Below are 17,106 nucleotides of genomic sequence, written 5' to 3' on the forward strand. Positions count from 1 at the left end.
CCTCTTCCGGGGTCAGAATCCGAGGACCTGGGCGAATCCCTGCACCGCCGCGGCGGCGACGAGCAGCGCCACCACGACCAGGGCCAGGTTCTCCTTCCAGGTGTTGACGTGCTCGCCCATGATCCGGCGCTTGTTGAGCATCGCGATCAGGCCGACCACGATGATCAGCAGGAACGGTGAGGTCAGCACGTGCGAGATCACCACGAGCACGACGAAACCCGGTGCGGCCGGCAGCGACCAGACGATCGCGGACAGCCCCCAGACGACCATCACCTTGTAGAAGACGTCCTTGCGCGGATCGTCGCCGACGCGCTCGCGGCGTCCCGGCCGGACCGTGTGCAGGGCCTCGACGCTCATCTTGCTCAGCGCGAACAGCGAGCCCGCCACCGTCGTCCATGCCGCGCCCAGCAGACCCAGGTAGAACAGGTAGGTGCCGATCGGGCCGATCGCGGTGCCCAGGGCCCCGGCGATGTCGGAGGCCTCCTCCACTCCCTCCCCGCTGCTCAGGACCTCGGCGCCGAGCGCCCACACGCACACGCCGAGGAACAGCACGACCACCGAGCCGAACAGCAGGTCGTACTGCTGCACGCGCCGGTAGGCCGGGGTCACCCAGCCCTTCTCGCGCAGGAACTGCGGGTAGAACAGGTTGGCCATCGACCCGAGCGTCGCCAGCACGAGACTCGATGCCACCAGCGACGAGTCGAACAGCCCGCTCTGCGGCGGCAGTTCGAAGGCGAAGCCGCGCACCAGTTCCGGCCAGTTGATGCCCACCATGACCACGCCGACGACGAACGCGGCGACCATCACCGCGAGCACGACCTTGAAGGTGTTCTCCAGGACGCCGTAGGCGCCGCGGAAGGTCACCGCGAACACCGACACCGCGCCGAGCACCGACCACCAGAACGGCGTCAGCCCGCCGAAGAGCCCGTGCAGCGCCACACCGACGCCGCTGAAGCTGAACGCCAGCAGCAGGTGCGTGTACAGGACGAACGAGATCAGCATCAGCCAGCCGAGAACCGGGTGCGTGCGCGCGAAACCGCGCACGATGCTGGAGTCCTGCTGCACGTTGTACAGCGGGTACTTGGCGAGGCTGTTGACGAACAGGAACCGGAACACCAGCGACAGCGGCAGAACCCACAGCAGCGCGTACCCGTAGTTGCCGCCCGCCACGGAGTTGTCGATGAGGTCCCCGGTCCCGACCCAGCTCAACGCGATGACGATCCCCGGCCCGAACGACTTCAGGTACCCGAGGAACGAGGTGGGCGGAGGCGCCGCGACGGCCTCAGCGGAGGCGGCACCGGTCGACTTCGGCTTCGATTCAACCACGAGAGGCTCCTTTGCCCGAGCCAGCGAGGCCTCCCACCGCACCTCGTCAGGCGCGCCCAGGAGCCCACCGCAGCGGGGGCACCAACAACTCCCCCACCCGCTGGCGACTGTCGCAGTGCTCTGAATCACCCGGAATGATCGCCCCTGACGCTAAGCCCCCGCCCCATGCCCGTCCAACATCAAATGAGCATCCACCGATACCCGAACAGCATGACCATCCCCCGAACCGGTCCCCTCGCGTCAAGAACCCCGGTTTTCGTCGCGCGAAAACCGGGGTTCTTGACGTGGGAGGGGTCAGGACAGGTGGGTGGTGATGGCGTTGATGATGCTGGGGCGGAGTTCGGCGGCGGTGACGATGGCGTCCACCGAGCCGACCTCGACCGCCCGCTGGATGCTGTGGACGCGGTCGAACTCGGCGGCGACCTCGCTGAGCTTCTCGGCCCGGACCTCGGCGCGGACGTCGGCGAGCTTGAGGCTCTGGGCCGCGCGCTCCGGGCCTTCGGCGTTGGCCACGAGCTCGTCGAGCTCGCGCACCCGCGGGTCGTTGGCCGTGCGCTCGTTGACGTCACCGGCGAAGACCACCGCGGCCGCCGGGGCGCCGCCGATCACCGAGGCGTAGGAACCCTCCACGGCCAGCACCGTCATGTTCGGGTTCAACGCCTTGGAGAACACCACGAACGCGCCGCCGTGGTAGCGGGAGATCACGCAGAACACGATCGGGCCGTCGAAGTTGACGATGGCGCGGCCGATCTCGGCGCCGTACTCCAGCTGCAGCTTGCGCATCGACTCCGGCGAGCCGTCGAACCCGGACAGGTTCGCCAGCACCACCAGCGGACGGTTCCCGCTGGCCGCGTTGATCGCGCGCGCCACCTTCTTCGAGGAGCGCGGGAACAGCGTGCCCGAGGTGTAGGTGTCCGGGCCGTCGGTGGGCGGGAACCCGCGACGGGCCACCGACTGCGACTCGATGCCCAGCAGGCACACCGGCTGACCGCCCAGGTGCGCGTCCTGCACGACGGCCGTGTCGGCGTCGGCCATCCCGGCCCAGCGCTCCAGCACCTCGTGGTCCTGGTCGGCGACCGCGCGCATCACGGTGCGGATGTCGAAGGACTTCTTGCGGTCCGGGTTGGCGGTGGTGGAGAAGATCTCGCCCACGGTGGTGAAGTCGCTGCCGGCCAGCTCGTGCGGGAAGCTCGAGATGTCCCGCTCGACCGGGTCGCTGGTGCCCGCGCTGCGCGGACCGGACTCGCCCGGGGCGACGTAGGTGTGCTCGTAGTGCGCCATCAGCACCTCGGCGGCCGCACCCAGGTTCGGCGCCCAGTACTGCGCCTGCCCGTTCGGCCCCATCACCCGGTCGTAGCCGCCGATGCCGAAGTTGTCCTCCGCAGAGACACCACCGGAGAAGTCCAGCGACTGCTTGCCGGTGAGCACCATCGCCGAATCCGGCGTCATCACCAGGATCCCCTTGGTGTGCATCAACATCGTGGCCTCGGCGTTCCAATAGGGCTGAGCGCCCACGTTGATCCCGGCCACCACGACGTTGATCTCACCGCCGTCCTGGGTGAACCGCACGATGCGCTTGAGCGCGGCGGCGACCCAGTCCATGTTCTCGGTACCCGACGACATGGAGATCCGGGCACCGGCCGAGAGCGCGAACCACTCCAGCGGCACGCCCATCTCCTCGGCCAGGTCGATCGCGGCGATCACCCGCGAGCACTCCGGCTCCGACAGCGCGCCCAGCGCCTTGGTCGGATCACCCAGCAGCACAACGCGTTTCACGCCCTCGGGGTGCAGTGTCGTCGGGGTGCTGACGACGCCGGCGACGATCGCCGCCGAGTTCTGCCCCTTCGGGCGGTCCACCGGCACCAGCACGCCGGAGTCGTCGAGGTCGTGCTCGACGAACGAGCCCGAGGCACCGGCGAGCATCCCGGTCAGCTCGTAGGGGTAGGTGGTGCCGCGGTTCTCGGCGCGCAGCACCTTCTGCCGGTAGCTGTCCAGCGGCTTGATCGGCTCGGTCGAGGGCTCCTCGACCGAGATCCGCACGCCCGAACCGGGTTTCGACCCGATGCGCACCGCGACCTCGGCGAGCTCGCCGGTCTCGGCGTCGCGCTGCCGCACCAGGAACAGGACCTCTTCCAGCCCGGCCCCGGCCGCGGTGGGCAGCACGCGCTGGGCGACGACGTCGAGCTCGTCGAGCGAGAGCTCGTTCGGCGGCCAGACGTAGACGACGATCCGGTTGGTCCCGGCGCGCTTCTTGCCGTTGGGCTTCTGGGCCTTGCGGATCGCGTCGAGGCAGGCGGTGAGCACGCCTTCAGCGGCGGGCAGCGCGACGAGCCTGCCGTCGTCCTCCCGCAGCGGGGTGAGGTCCCGCACCTGGGCCAGCGCCACCAGCCGCTCGTCGGCGGGGTTCTCCGGCGCCACGCAGCGGAACAGGTAGACCTCCTCGTCGGAGGAGGGCAGGCGGGTGAGGTCGAACTCGCGCAGCCGCTCCAGCTGCATCCGGTCGGCGATCAGCGGGTGCAGGCCGCGGATCAGCCGCTCCTCGGCGAAGCCGTCGACCGAGGGCCGGAACGTGAAGTGGTGGTGCATCACCGCACCGCTGGGACCGGCCACGGTGGTGGTGATCCGGTTGACGGCGGCGGGCAGCTGCTGCGCGGTGAGCACCTCGCCGAGGCGGGCGGCCATCGCGTCGGTGTCGTCGGGCTGGCCGTCCCACACCAGGTAGACGTCGGCGACCAGGTCGCTGTCGGCGGCGAGCTCGCCGATGGCGCGCACGACGTCGGGCAGCGCCGCGAAGTCCACCGCGGTGCTCACCACGCGCGAACCGGCGCCGCGGTGCTCGGCGCTGACGAACGTGCAGCCCGCGGCCTCGAAGGCGCGGACCTCGTCGAGCTCCCGGTTGCCGTAGTAGCGGCGCGCGAGCACCTCCAGCAGCGGTGCCGGGTCGGTGCCGGGACGCCCGATGCGCTGGCCGACGAGGCGGACCAGCGGTTCGGCGCTGGAGACCATCGCCGAGATGCGCTCGGCGCGGTCCGGTGCGTCCGGGTTCTCGTCGAGGTGCCGCAGGTGCTTGCGCACGCCCGCGTAGACCTCGGCGCGGTGGCGGCGCAGCATCGGCTGCGCGAACCAGCGGAACGCCACGGTGCGGGCGAGGTCGCACAGCGCGGGGAAGCGGACCTGCGTGGCGGCGACCAGGTGTTCCATCGCGAGTCCGGCGGCCTGGCGCTGGGCGCCGGACGGCGGGGCCTCGGCCAGCCACTGGCGCAGCAGCGTGGCCACGGCCGCCTCGTCGGAGGAGGCGCGCTGCTGGGCGAGGAAGATCCGGAACACGGCTTCTTCCAGCTCCGGCGTGCGGTCGAGGTCGGTGACGCCGTAGTGGCCGAGCACCCGGGTCAGGCGGCCCTGGAAGGTCTCGGAGAGCCCGGCGCGCTCGACGTCGAGGCTCTGCAGGTAGGTGTGGAAGTACTCGCGCGGGCTGTGCACCCGGGAGTCGGCCGCGGTCTCCTCGCCGACCGGCCGGTTGCGGCTGAGCTCGGAGAGGTCGGCGAAGACCTCCAGCAGCTCGATCTCCTCGGCCAGCGGCCGGTTCCCGGCCTCGACGAGCTCCTCGCGGGCGCGGAGGTAGTCGTTGAGGACGCGGCGCTCGTCCTGCGGGTCGACGTCGAAGCCGAGCAGCATGCTGCGCAGGTCCTGCCGGTTGCGCTCGGCGCGCTCGGCGGCGCCGAGCCCGTCGGGGGTGCTGGGCAGTTCGAGGTCGGTGGTGTCGGTGGTGGTCTGCTCGGCGGCGTCGTCGGAGTCGCCGAGCGGTTCGAGCCGCAGCAGCGGCGCGCCGGTCTCGACCTGACTCCCGGTGCGCACCAGGCATTCCCGCAGCTTCGCGCGGAACGGGGCGCGCAGCACGGTCTCCATCTTCATGGATTCCAGCACCAGGACCGGTGCGCCTTCCTCGACCTCGGCGCCGACCTCCAGCGGGGTCGCGACGACCAGCGCGGGGGCCGGGGATCGCAGCACGCCGCCCTCGTCGCGGCTGACCCGGTGGGCCACGCCGTCGACCTCGGCCAGGCACACCGGTCCGTGGGTGTCGGTGACGACGCGGAACCGCTGGCCGTTGACGGTGAGCTGGCGGACGTGGGCGTCGAACCGCTCGATCTCGACGTCGGCGGTGTGCACGGCGGAGCCGTTGCCGGCGCTGATGCCGATGCGGAACCGCTCGTGCCCGACGCGGGCGACCTGCACCCGGTAGCCGGCGCCGCGCAGCTTGAACTCCAGGGGGCGGCCGCTCTCGTGCTGGGCCTGCGGGCGGCCGCCGTGCGCGGCGGCGAAGAACCGCTGCCGCTCGACGAGCTCGGCGTCCTCGTAGGCGTCGATCCCGGCGGCGGCCAGCGCGATCGCGGAGTGGCGGTCGGCCTGCAGCTCGCCTTCGGCGCGGACGCGGTCGATCCAGCCGGTGTCGGCGGAGCCGTCGATGACCTCGGGGCGGTCGAGCAGGTCGAGCACGAAGCTCTTGTTGGTGGCGCCGCCGGCGACGATGACGGTGGTCTGCGCCATGGCGCGGCGCAGCCTGCCCAGGGCCTCGTCGCGGTCGCGGCCGACGGCGATGATCTTGGCGATCATGGAGTCGAAGTCGGCGGGGATGGTGTCGCCCTCGCCGACGCCGGTGTCGACGCGGATGCCGGGACCGGCCGGGAAGTCGAGCCGGACGATCTTGCCGGGCGAGGGCGCGAAGTCGCGCTCGGGGTCCTCGGCGTTGAGCCGCGCTTCGATCGCGTGGCCGGACTCGGCGGGCGGCTCGCCTTCCAGCTTGCCGCCGGAGGCGACGTGCAGCTGGTACTTGACCAGGTCGACGCCGGTGGTGGCCTCGGTGATCGGGTGCTCGACCTGCAGGCGGGTGTTGACCTCTAGGAACGCGAACAGCCGCTCGCCCGGGTGGTAGAGGAACTCGACGGTGCACGCACCGCGGTAGTCGACGGCGACGGCCAGCCGCTCGGCGGACTCCTTGAGCTCGCGGGCCTGCTCGGCGCTGAGCACCGGCGAGGCGGACTCCTCGATGATCTTCTGGTTGCGCCGCTGCACCGAGCAGTCCCGCACGCCCAGCGCCCAGGCGGTGCCCTGGCCGTCGGCGATGACCTGCACCTCGACGTGCCGGGCCCCGGTGACCAGGCGTTCCAGGAACACCGCGCCGGAACCGAAGGCCCGCTCGGCCTCCAACCGGGTGCGCTCGTAGGCCTCGGTCAGCTCGGCCTCGTCGTGGATCACGCGGATGCCGCGCCCGCCACCACCGGCGGTGGCCTTGAGCATCAGCGGGTAACCGATCTCACCGGCGCTGCGGATCGCGGAGTCGAGGTCGGCCACCTCGCCGCGGCTCCACGGCGCCACCGGCACGCCGACCTCCTCGGCGAGGAGCTTGGCGCCGATCTTGTCGCCGAGCCTGCGCATCGCCTCGGCGCTGGGGCCGATGAAGGTCACGCCCAGCTTGTCGCAGAGCTCGGCGAACGCCGGGTCCTCGGCGACGAAACCCCAGCCCACCCAAGCAGCGTCGGCACCGGTCTCGGTCAGGGCGCGCTCCAGCACGGCCATGTCGAGGTAGGGCCGGTCGCGGGCCAGGCCCAGGTCGTAGGTCACGTCCGCCTCGCGGACGAAGGCGGCCGCGCGGTCGGCGTCGGTGTGCAGGGCGACGGTCTCGATCCGGTCCCCGGTTTCCGCCTCGACCTCCCGCACAGCATGAATCAGCCGCATCGCGGCTTCCCCGCGGTTGACGATCGCCACACGACGGAACACCGACCAGACCTCCTAAGCTCTTCGCGGGAGCAGCCGCTCCCGACCTTCAAGAACACCCTCCCGGTTACTCGCGGGTAGGGATATGTAGCCGGTGCCGCGCGGTGCGGCCCAAAATTAGTCGGGACCCACCAAACGGGAGATCGTCCGGGCACTCGCCGAAGCCGGGCGGGGACACTCGGAGCACACGCGCAGTGCCGTTCGCGCGGACGGGCACGGCACCTTTCGGAGGAGCAGATGGCGTTCACCCCGCAGACCTGGCCGGGCCGGGTCATCCCGGCCGACCGGGAGCAGGCCGAGCTGGCCACCCGCAAGCTCTTCGGCGAGCTCTTCCCCGGCCACCCGGTGACCTCGCAGGCCATCACGATCCTCAGCCGCTGGTTCGACGCGGGGTGGTGCGTGGACGCGATCAAGGTCGCGCTCGACAACCTGCCGGAGGGCCGGGAGGGCTTCCAGCCTCGGCGCGGCGATCAGGAGTCGCCGGAGGACTTCCTGGTCCGGCGGCTGCGCAAGTGGTTCCGCGAGGAGGACGACGACTTCGAGCGCAACGCCCGGCTGGCCCCGCCGCGCGCCGGGCAGTCGCTGGACATGCACCTGCGGCTCAAGCGCCAGCAGCAGATCAACGACGGTCTGGTCTCCCGGCCGCGGCGGCTCACCGAGGCCGGGCAGCAGGCCCGCAGGCAGGTCCGCGAGCGCGCCGGCGAGGGACGTCCGGACCCGATCGCCCGCGCTCGCGCCCGCGACGCCCGCGTGCAGCAGGCGATGGACGCCCTGGCCGTCGACGTGCCCCCGGCCCACGCCGAGGAGGGCCAGAACGCGCCCGACGACCGCCGCGACTCGCAGCTGGTCGCCACCTACGCTGCCCGCACGGCGACGGTCAAGCACGACCCGACGGTCCGCCGCATCCTCGCGCGCCTCACCGAGGAGCGGCGTCGTCCCAACGCCCAGGAGATGATCATCCTGCGCCGCGCGGTCCGCGCCGCCCAGCAGCGCGCCTCCCTCGGCACGCTCGCCGCCGCCACCGCCGACTCGACCAACGAGGTCCTCAACCCCGACGCCCAGCGCATCCTCACCTACCTCGACCACGCCCTGAACTCCGGCCTCACCCTCGACCAAACCCTCGCCCTCATGCACACCCAGGTCGACACCACCACCCAACACCCCTGACTCCGGTCCGGGAACCGGAGTTTCAGCGGAAACGTCACCCGCGTGACACCCCTGGGTGTGGGGAAGTTTTCATGAGAACGTCCCCATCGCGGACCAAGCCGGACTCACCGCTCAAAATGGAACAACCCGCCCTCGCTCGATCACGTTTTTCCCGCGATCGCAGCGTTTCTCGCTGAGAAGTGGGGAATCTGCGAATCCCGATCGACTTCTGGAATATTTTGGCGGCCCGGTGTCTTATGGAGTTCGTGCCCGCTTCGTCTTCCGGTGTCGGGCTGCGCTCCGAGCGCGGCCCCATCCTGCTCGCCCTGATGTTGTCCACCGCGCTCGTGGCGCTGGACGCGACGATCATCGCCACCGCGTCGTCCACGATCGCGCGGGATCTCGGCAGCTTCGCGCAGGTCCCGTGGCTGTTCTCGGCCTACATGCTGGCCCAGGCGGTGAGCACGCCGCTGTTCGGCAGGCTCGCCGACGTGCTCGGCCGCAAGCGGCTGATGCTGGCCGGTGTCGGGTTCTTCCTGGTCGGGTCGGTGCTGTGCGGGGCGGCGTGGTCGATGCCCGCGATGATCGTCGGCCGCGTGCTGCAGGGCCTGGGCGCGGGCGCGGTGATGCCGGTGTCGCTGACCATCGCCGCCGACATCTACACGCTGCAGGAACGCGCGAAGACCCAGGGGTACCTCGCCTCGGTGTGGGCGATCTCGTCGGTGGTCGGTCCGACGCTGGGCGGCGTGTTCAGCGAGTTCGTGAGCTGGCGCTGGATCTTCTGGATCAACCTGCCGCTGTGCTTCGCGGCCGCGACGATGCTGGTGCTCAAGTACCACGAGTCGCCGCGCGAGGGCGATCGCGAGCCGATCGACTACCTCGGTGCGTCGCTGCTGACCGGCGGCAGCACGCTGATGCTGCTGGGCCTGCTGGAGGGCGGCACCAGCTGGGCGTGGCTGTCGGTGCCGTCGGTGGCGATCTTCGCCGCGGCGGTGCTGCTGCTGGCGGGCTTCGCGGTGCACGCGCTGCGCTCGTCGCACCCGATCCTGAACCTGCGGCTGCTGCGCCGGCGGGTCGTGGGCGTTCCGACGGCGATCGCGCTGCTGGTGGGCGTGATCGTGCTCGGCCTGTCCACCTACGTCCCGATCTACGCCCAGGGCGTGCTCGGCGTCGGCCCGCTGGTCGCCGGGTTCGCGCTGGCCGCGATGACGGTCGGCTGGCCGCTGGCGGCGACCAACGCCGGTCGGGTCTACCTCGCGCTCGGCTTCCGGTGGACGGCGCTGATCGGCGCGTCGTTCGTGACCATCGGCACCGCCCTGACGCTGCTGCTCGGCGAGTCCTCCGCGGTGGTCACGGTGGGGGTCTTCACGTTCGTCGTCGGCATCGGCATGGGCCTCACGGCCGTTCCGACGCTCATCGCCTCGCAGTCGTCGGCCCGGTTCAGCGAGCGCGGCGCGGTGACCGGCATCAACATGTTCGCCCGTTCCCTCGGTTCGGCCGTGGGCGTGGCGATCTGCGGCGCCATCATCAACGCCCGCACCACCGCCTCCGCCGACGGAACCCCGTCGGGACCGGGCCTGATGGACGCCCTGCACATCGTCTTCGGCCTGCTGTTCCTCGTCGGAGCCACCCTCCTGGTCCTCGCCTACTTCATGCCCCAAGACCGCCCGGCGAAGCAGACCGAGAAGACCTCCACCCCCGACGAAGCCACGACGTCGGTCTGACGGTCACAGCAGCGTCGCGATCACGTCGAGGCGGCTCTCCGTCCTGGCCGCGTGTCATCAGGTGACAGTTTTCATGAAAACTGTCCACCCCCGATGTCCGCTATGCCCGGACAATTCGATTGACCCGTGGGGACACAGGTGTTTGATAGTCGGACGGGTGGGGTCACACCAGGCCGAGGTCTTTGACCGCTGTCCAGGCGAGTTGGGCTTGGCGTCGTTCGGTGTCCGCTCGTTCGGCTGCGTCGTAGCCGTCGTCGGCCATGTGGCCCGCTCGGTAGCGGGCTCTGACTCCTGCGGTGATGCAGCAGGAGCGCCAGCGTTGGAACGCGACGTAGAACGGCAGGTCGGCGAGGTCTCGGCCGGTGAGGGCGCGGTAGCGGGCGATGAGGTCGTCGCGGGTCGGGAAGCCGGGTTCGGCGGTGGGGCCCGGGGTGACGGCCGGGAGGTCGTCACCGGGTTCTTCCCAGGTGGCGATGAGCCAGCCGAGGTCGGCGAGTGGTTCGCCGAGGGTGGCCAGTTCCCAGTCGAAGACGGCCAGGACCTCGCCGTCGAGGCCGTAGGAGAGATTGCCGGGGCGGAAGTCGCCGTGGACGATGCCGGTGGTCTGCTCGGGCACGTGGGCGGCCAGCGCGTCGTGGACCGCGTCGAGCAGCTCCAGGTCCGGGGCGCCGGAGGCGTGGACCTGCTTCTGCCAGCGGCTCAGCTGCCGCTGCAGGTAGCCGTCGCGGCGGGCGACGTCGCCGAGCCCGACGGCGTCCGGGTCGAGGTTGTGCAGCGCCGCCATGCACTCCACCGTCGCGATTCCCGCGCGGTGCCGGGCTTCTCGCGAGAACGGGCGCGCGGAGTCGCGGTCGGCGAGGACGCGGCCGTCGACGAAGTCCATCACGTAGAACGTCGCGCCGGTGACGTCGGTGTCGTCGCAGTAGGCGATCGGCGTGGGCACCGGGACGCCGGTGCCGTGCAGCGCCGAGATGAACCGCCACTCGCGGCTCATGTCGTGCGCGGTGCTCAGCACTCCCCCGGTCGGCGGCCTGCGCAGCGCGCGCACCCGCCCGTCGGCGCCGGTGACCCGGTAGGTCAGGTTCGACCTCCCGCCCGAGACCAGCGAGAACTCGACCGGGGCGGGCACTCCGCGCTCGTCCAGCCAGCGGGTGACCGATTCGCGTTCGATGCCTCGCAGCTCCACGGCGCTCATCCCCGCTGCACGATCTGCTCGCGGAGCCGCCGCTTGAGGACCTTCCCGGTCGCGGTGCGCGGCAGCGGGTCCTCCTGCACCACCACGTGCGCCGGAACCTTGAACCCCGCCAGTCGCTCTCGCACGTGCTCGCGCAGTTCTTCCACATCCGCGCGGGTTTTGAGGTTCACCACCGCGCACACCTCCTCTCCGAGGGTGCGGTGCGGGAGCCCGATCACCGCGACGTCGGCGATCGCCGGGTGCTCGTGCAGCACGGCTTCGACCTCCGCGCAGTAGACGTTCTCCCCGCCCCGGATGACGACGTCCTTGAGCCGGTCCACGACGTAGACCCACTCGTCCTGGACGTAGCCGAGGTCGCCGCTGTGGAACCAGCCGTCGGTGAAGGCGTCGGCGGTGGCCTCGGGCAGGTTCCAGTAGCCGCGCACGACGTTCGGCCCCCGGAACCACAACTCGCCGATCTCGCCGTCCCCGAGGTCATCGCCGGTGGCCGGGTCGACGACGCGGATCTCCGCGCCCGGCATCAGCTGCCCGACGCTGTTGGAGTGCTCCTGGTAGTCCTCACCGGAGTTGCCCACGACGGTCGAGGTCGTCTCGGTCAACCCGTAGCCGCTGGAGGCGCTGCTGCCGAGCCCGCCGATGCGCTCGACCAGGTCGGGCGGGATCGGCGCGCCGCCCATCGTCACGCCCTCCAGGTTCCGCACGGTGTCGCTGTTCTCGACGAGATCGCGCATCACCGTCGGCACGCCGGCGGCGCTGGTCAGGCCGTGCTCGCGGATCATCTCCTCGGCCTCTTCCCGGTCCCACCGGTACATCGTCGCGAGCTTGGCGCCGGCGAGGGTCGCGAAGCTGAGCACGGTGATGCCTGCGATGTGGAACATCGGAAACGTCAGCAGCGCCCCGGGTTGCGGGTCGTCCGGACCGGGTTCGGGGAACGTGCCGCCGTTGGTGACCGCCATCCCGACCTTGCGGTTGACGACGGTGTTGAGCAGGTTCGTCACGTGGTTGCGGTGCGTGCCGATCGCGCCCTTGGGGCGCCCGGTCGTGCCGGAGGTGTAGAGGATCGTGGCGTCGTCGTCGGCGTCGATGTCGACCTCCGGCGGCCGCCCGTCGTCGGGCAGTGCCGCGACGAGGTCCGACCAGGCCCGCACGCCGGGGCCGGGCGTGCCGCCGCGCACCTCGACGACCGGGACGTCGCGGTCGAGCAGAGCCGCGCGCTCCGGGTCGGCGAAGACCAGCCGGCTGCCGGAATCGGTCATGCCGTAGCGCAGCTCGTCGCCGCTCCACCAGGCGTTGAGCGGGACCGCGACGAGCCCGGCGACCTGGATGGCCCAGAAGATCGGCACCCACTCGGGGAAGTTGCGCATCGCGATCGCCACGCGATCACCGCTGGTCAGCCCGTACTCCTCGCGCAGCGCTCGGGCGAGTCCGGTGACCAGCCGGTGGTGCTCGGTGAAGGTGCAGCGGTAGTCCTCGTAGAGCAGGAAGTCCTTGTCGCCGTGGAAGGCGCTGAGCAGCGCGGCGTCGCGCAGCGTCCCGATCGGTTTCGAGTAGACCCGCATGGGGATGCCGCGGACGACGGCGTCGGTCATCTCGAAGTCGCCGCCGGGTCCGGTGAGTTCGTCGAGCAGGCGTTCGCGCAGCTGGTCAGGCACCGTTGCCTCCCCTGGTCCTGGACTGGATGTGCTTCGGGTTGGCCACCGCGAGCCGGTCGAACACCTCCGACCACAGCAGCCCGGCCACGTCCTCGTTCCGCGGATCCGCCTCACCCGCGCGCAGCGCGGCGGCGAAGGCGGCGCGATCGGCGAAGCCGAGCTCGGCGAGCCGCGCCGCGTGCCGTCGCTCCTGCTCGGCGCCGAACCGCAGCTCTCGTTCCACTGTGGACAGCACGTTGGCGGCGACCAGGGCCTGGAACTTCATCCGCCCGTCGGCACCGGCCAGGACCTCGTCCCGCAGGAAATCCCGGGTGGCCGCGACGAGTTCGGCTGCGGTGGGCCGTCCGTGCAGGTCCGCAGCTTCGGACTCGACCTGCAAGGGCGGCGTCGGCCCCGGCACGCCGAGGGCCACCAGCAGGTCGTACTCCTGCTCGCAGACCCGGCGGCCGATCGCGGCGAGTTCCATCGACGGGTGGGCGCCGCTGAGGTGCTGCTCGGCCTGGGACCGGCAGATCACGCCCCACTTGGCCGTGCCCAGCACCTCCCACCAGCGCACCACCTCCGGGTCCGGGCGGGTGCCCGCGACCTCGGCGTAGCCGTCGAAGAGCTCGTCCAGCGACCCGAACCCGCCTGCGGGAAGCGGAGATCCGAATCGCCAGGCGTTGGTGCACAGCCAGCCCAGGTCTTCCATCGGATCACCGACGTGCACGAGCTCCCAGTCCAGCACCGCCCGGAGCCCGCTGCGGTCGACGATGAGGTTGCCGTTGCGGAAATCGCCGTGCACCAGCGTTCGCCCGGCACCGGCGGGCCGGTTCTCCCGCAACCAGCGGAAGGCGATCTCGACGGCGGGGATCGGGTCGCCGAGCGCGTCGTAGTCGACGACGAGCTGTTCCAGCGGATCGGGCTCCGGGAAGCCCTCCGGGACCGGGATGCGGTGGATCCGGGCGGCGGCGCGGCCGAGCTCGCGAGCGAGTCCGGCCCGGGCCTCGGCGTAGGCGTCGTCGCGCAGCAGGCGGCGCGGGATCGTCTCGCCGTCGACGTGGCGGGTGAGCACGTACGGCGATCCGAGCACGGTGTCGTCGGCCCCGTGGTCGACCAGCTCCGGGACCGGAACCCCGGCCTGAGCTGCGGCTTCCAGCACGACGGCCTCGCGCGCCATGCCCTCCGGGCGTGCCAGCCCGGGCGGGTCGCGGCGCAGCACCAGGCGCTCGCCGGTGTCGAGCTCGACGAACCACGTCTCCCGGCTCGCACCCCCGCTCGCCTGCTCCAACCCCACCACCCGCACCGGCCCGGGACCCCGAGTACGGCGGTATTCAGGGTCCCGATTACCGCCGTAATCGGGGTCCCGATTACCGCCGTATTCCGAACGCGGAATACCGCCGTATTCAGGTTCCGGAATACCGCCGTAATCGGGTCCCCGATTACCGCCGGATTCCGGGGGTGGGTGGCGGAGCGCGGTGAGTCGTGCGGCGAGGAGCTCGCCGAGTTCAGCGCTCATGCGCGCTTTCCCGGACCGGCGAAGCCGAACAGGTAGGCGGCGACCTTGCGGATCTGCACCTCTTCGGCGCCTTCGGTGATCCGGTAGCGCCGGTGGTGGCGGTAGATGTGCTCGAACGGCGTGTGCCGGGTGTAGCCGATGCCGCCGTGGACCTGGATCGCCCGATCCGCGGCGTCGCACACCAGCCGGTTCGCGCGGTAGTTGGACATCGAGACCTTGTCGCTGATCTCGAAGTTCGGGCGCCGGTCCATCTCCCACGCGGTCTTGCGCACCAGACCGCGCACCATCTCGGCCTCGGTCTGCAGCTCCACCAGCGGCCACTGGATCGCCTGGCGCCGCGCCAGCGGCTGGCCGAAGGTGACCCGCTGACGGGCGTAGTCGACGCTGCGGTCGATGCAGAACTGCGCCGCGCCGACACCGGAAGCGGCCTGCCGGATGCGGTTCTCGTGCACGAAGCACTGCGCCAGTTCCAGGCCCGCGCCCTCGTCGCCGAACATCGCCGAGGACGGGACCCGCACGTCGCGCAGCGACACCTCGGCGTGGTCGGTGGGCATGTTGAAGGTCCACCAGTGGAAGTCCACCGAGAAGCCGGGCGTGTCGGTCGGCACGATGAACGCGGTGATCCCCCGGGCCTCGCCCGGTTCGCCGGAGGTGCGGGCGAACACGACGTCGTGGGTCGCCGAGTGCATCCCGGAGTTGAATCGCTTGCCGCCGTTGATGATCCAGTCATCACCGTCGCGCACGGCGGTGGTCTCCAGCCAGGTGGCGTCGCTGCCGTGGTCGGGTTCGGTGAGCCCGAAGCCGATCCGGGCCTGCCCGGTGAGCATCGGCTCCAGGAACTCCTGGCGCTGGGCGGCGGTGCCGAACTCCAGCATCATGTGCACCACGGGGAAGTTGCCGACGACCGAGGCCTCGTTCTGCAGGTCGTTGTGCAGGCCGAGGCCCTTGGCCGCGAGGTGCTCGCGGATCACGGCCATCTCGAAGTTGCCGCCGCCCCCGCCGCCGACCTCTTCCGGGAGGCCGTAGCGCAACCAACCGGCCGCGTCGGCTCGGCGGGCCATCTCGTGCAGCAGCTCTTCCCACTCGGGCCGCGGCGTGCCACCGGCCTCGAAGTCGGTGCGGGCGTACTCCCGCCTGTGGTCGAAGAACCGCTCGTTGTCGTCCTGCCGCTGGAGCGGGACGATCTCGGATTCGATGAACGCGTCGAGTTCACCGAGCAGTTCGACGAGCTCACCGGGCAGTGAGAAGTCCATGCCGAGCCTCCTTAGCGCCCGTTCAGTGACCTTAAGCACACGTGCACGGCGGCACAAGGGGACGTCAGTCGACCAACCACTCGCCGGTGAACTCGGGCTCGGTCTTGGCGGTGAAGGCCTTGAAGGCGGCGGGCGCGTCGGCGGTGGCGAAGTTGACGCTCTGCGCCCGCGCCTCGGACTCCAGCGCCTCGCGGAACGACTGCTGACCTGCCACGTTGAGCATCGCCTTGCTCTGCGAGATCGCCACCGACGCACCCGAGGCGAGCCGGTCGGCCAGCTCGTCGACGAAGCCGTCCAGCTCGTCGTCGGGCTTCACCCAGGTCACCAGCCCGAGCTCGCGGGCCTCCTCGGCTCCGATGATCTCGCCGAGCAGCGCGAGCCGCTTGGCCTGCTGCAACCCGACCACGCGCGGCAGCAGCCAGGAGCCGCCGAAGTCCAGCGACAGACCGCGCTTGGCGAAGATCTGCGAGAACCGCGCGTCCGCGCTCGACACCACCAGGTCGCAGCCCAGCGCCAGGTTCCAGCCCGCCCCCACGGCCACCCCGCGCACCTTGGCGATCACCGGCTTGGACAGCTCGTGCAGCGCCAGCGCGACGTCGTTGACGCGGTGCATCCGGGTCAGCGGATGCCCGCCGCGCCCGGCAGCGAGGTCGGCACCCGCGCAGAAGTCCCCGCCGGCCCCGGTCAGCACCACGGCCCGCACGCCCTCGTCCTGCTCGGCACCCCGCAGCGCGTCGTGCAGCGCGCTCCAGGTCGGCCCGTCGATCGCGTTCTTGCGATGCGGCCGGTTGACCGTCACCACCTGCACCGATCCGCGCCGCTGAACCAGAACGGTGTCACTGTCCACTGTGCTCACACGCCCCTCGCTGACCAAGAACCCCGATGTCCTTATCGATCGCTAAGTTAACACCCCCAACCCCAGAACGTAACCGCCCGGAAGACTGCACGACCGCCCCCAGAACGCCTCCTCGCACGAGAAGCCCACCGCACCACGGCGGCAGCGCGGCGAGGCGGAGGCCGGAGTCGCGCCCGGAACCCGCCTCCGACGCGCACGCCTCGACAGGGGACAGTTTTAGCCATAATTGTCCATGATCAATGTCCGAAATGTCGGGACAATTATGGCTAAAACTGTCCTCCTCCAACGCCGCCACCCGTCGTCACCACTATCGCCGAACGGGAGGAGCGCAGGTGGAAGTTCCGCTCGGGGCGCCAGCGGATCACAACGCGGCGACGTCAGTCCGGCCAGAGGGCCGCGTCTGACGCCGCCGCGTTGTGATCGGTCCGCTCAGCCCTGGCGGGCTTTGTAGCGGGGGTTCTTCTTGTTGATCACGAACGTCTTCCCGTGCCGGCGGATCACCTGAGCACCGGGTTTCTGCTTCAACGACCGCAACGACTTGCGCACCTTCACGTTCCCAAACCTCCCTCTCGGCAACCACCGCCCGAACCTACACGAAAATGACAACCATTTCCAATACGGGGTTCAGTAGTACCAGGGGAACTGGGACCAGTCGGGGTCTCGTTTCTGCAGGAACGCGTCCCT

10 protein-coding genes are annotated in these 17,106 nt (G+C 70.7%); 2 read left to right on the forward strand and 8 right to left on the reverse strand.

Going from position 1 to position 17,106, the window contains the following annotated elements; translation table 11 throughout:
- Window positions 1-12 precede the first annotated feature (12 nt).
- Together QFW96_RS22425 and QFW96_RS22430 are read right to left on the reverse strand one after the other, a co-directional pair.
- Window positions 13-1,326 (reverse strand): Nramp family divalent metal transporter, encoded by a 1,314-nt coding sequence (locus QFW96_RS22425; RefSeq protein ID WP_281457680.1) that lies wholly within the window; start codon window positions 1,324-1,326, stop codon window positions 13-15.
- A gap of 294 nt (window positions 1,327-1,620) precedes the next feature.
- Window positions 1,621-7,101, reverse strand: coding sequence for an ATP-binding protein (locus QFW96_RS22430; RefSeq protein WP_281457681.1), 5,481 nt, complete (start codon window positions 7,099-7,101; stop codon window positions 1,621-1,623).
- Between the two features lie 234 nt (window positions 7,102-7,335).
- Here QFW96_RS22430 and QFW96_RS22435 point away from each other — a divergent pair, with 234 nt between their 5' ends.
- On the forward strand, window positions 7,336-8,265 hold the full coding sequence (locus tag QFW96_RS22435) for a hypothetical protein (RefSeq protein WP_281457682.1): 930 nt from the start codon (window positions 7,336-7,338) through the stop codon (window positions 8,263-8,265).
- A gap of 245 nt (window positions 8,266-8,510) precedes the next feature.
- Window positions 8,511-9,968: an MDR family MFS transporter gene (locus QFW96_RS22440; RefSeq protein WP_281457683.1), complete on the forward strand. Its 1,458-nt coding sequence runs from the start codon at window positions 8,511-8,513 to the stop codon at window positions 9,966-9,968.
- Window positions 9,969-10,131: 163 nt separating this feature from the next.
- Here QFW96_RS22440 and QFW96_RS22445 read toward each other — a convergent pair whose 3' ends face one another.
- From QFW96_RS22445 to ykgO, 6 genes are all read right to left on the reverse strand, one after another.
- Complete coding sequence (locus tag QFW96_RS22445) at window positions 10,132-11,163, reverse strand: phosphotransferase family protein (protein ID WP_281457684.1); 1,032 nt, start codon at window positions 11,161-11,163, stop codon at window positions 10,132-10,134.
- Window positions 11,160-12,815, reverse strand: a complete 1,656-nt coding sequence (locus tag QFW96_RS22450; RefSeq protein WP_281457685.1) for a class I adenylate-forming enzyme family protein — start codon at window positions 12,813-12,815, stop codon at window positions 11,160-11,162. The genes QFW96_RS22445 and QFW96_RS22450 overlap by 4 nt, the downstream gene beginning before the upstream one ends.
- Window positions 12,808-14,091 carry a phosphotransferase family protein gene (locus QFW96_RS22455; protein ID WP_281457686.1) on the reverse strand — a complete coding sequence of 428 codons (1,284 nt, stop codon included), beginning with the start codon at window positions 14,089-14,091 and terminating at the stop codon, window positions 12,808-12,810. The genes QFW96_RS22450 and QFW96_RS22455 overlap by 8 nt, the downstream gene beginning before the upstream one ends.
- 218 nt (window positions 14,092-14,309) lie before the next feature.
- A complete protein-coding gene (locus QFW96_RS22460; protein WP_281457687.1) occupies window positions 14,310-15,566 on the reverse strand; it encodes an acyl-CoA dehydrogenase family protein in 1,257 nt (418 codons plus the stop codon).
- Window positions 15,567-15,630: 64 nt separating this feature from the next.
- Window positions 15,631-16,422 carry an enoyl-CoA hydratase/isomerase family protein gene (locus QFW96_RS22465; protein WP_281457688.1) on the reverse strand — a complete coding sequence of 264 codons (792 nt, stop codon included), beginning with the start codon at window positions 16,420-16,422 and terminating at the stop codon, window positions 15,631-15,633.
- Between the two features lie 429 nt (window positions 16,423-16,851).
- Window positions 16,852-16,974 carry a type B 50S ribosomal protein L36 gene (ykgO, locus tag QFW96_RS22470; protein WP_093416249.1) on the reverse strand — a complete coding sequence of 41 codons (123 nt, stop codon included), beginning with the start codon at window positions 16,972-16,974 and terminating at the stop codon, window positions 16,852-16,854.
- Window positions 16,975-17,106: the final 132 nt, after the last annotated feature.

This window comes from Saccharopolyspora ipomoeae (assembly GCF_029952525.1).
GTDB classification, from domain to species: Bacteria; Actinomycetota; Actinomycetes; order Mycobacteriales; family Pseudonocardiaceae; genus Saccharopolyspora; species Saccharopolyspora ipomoeae.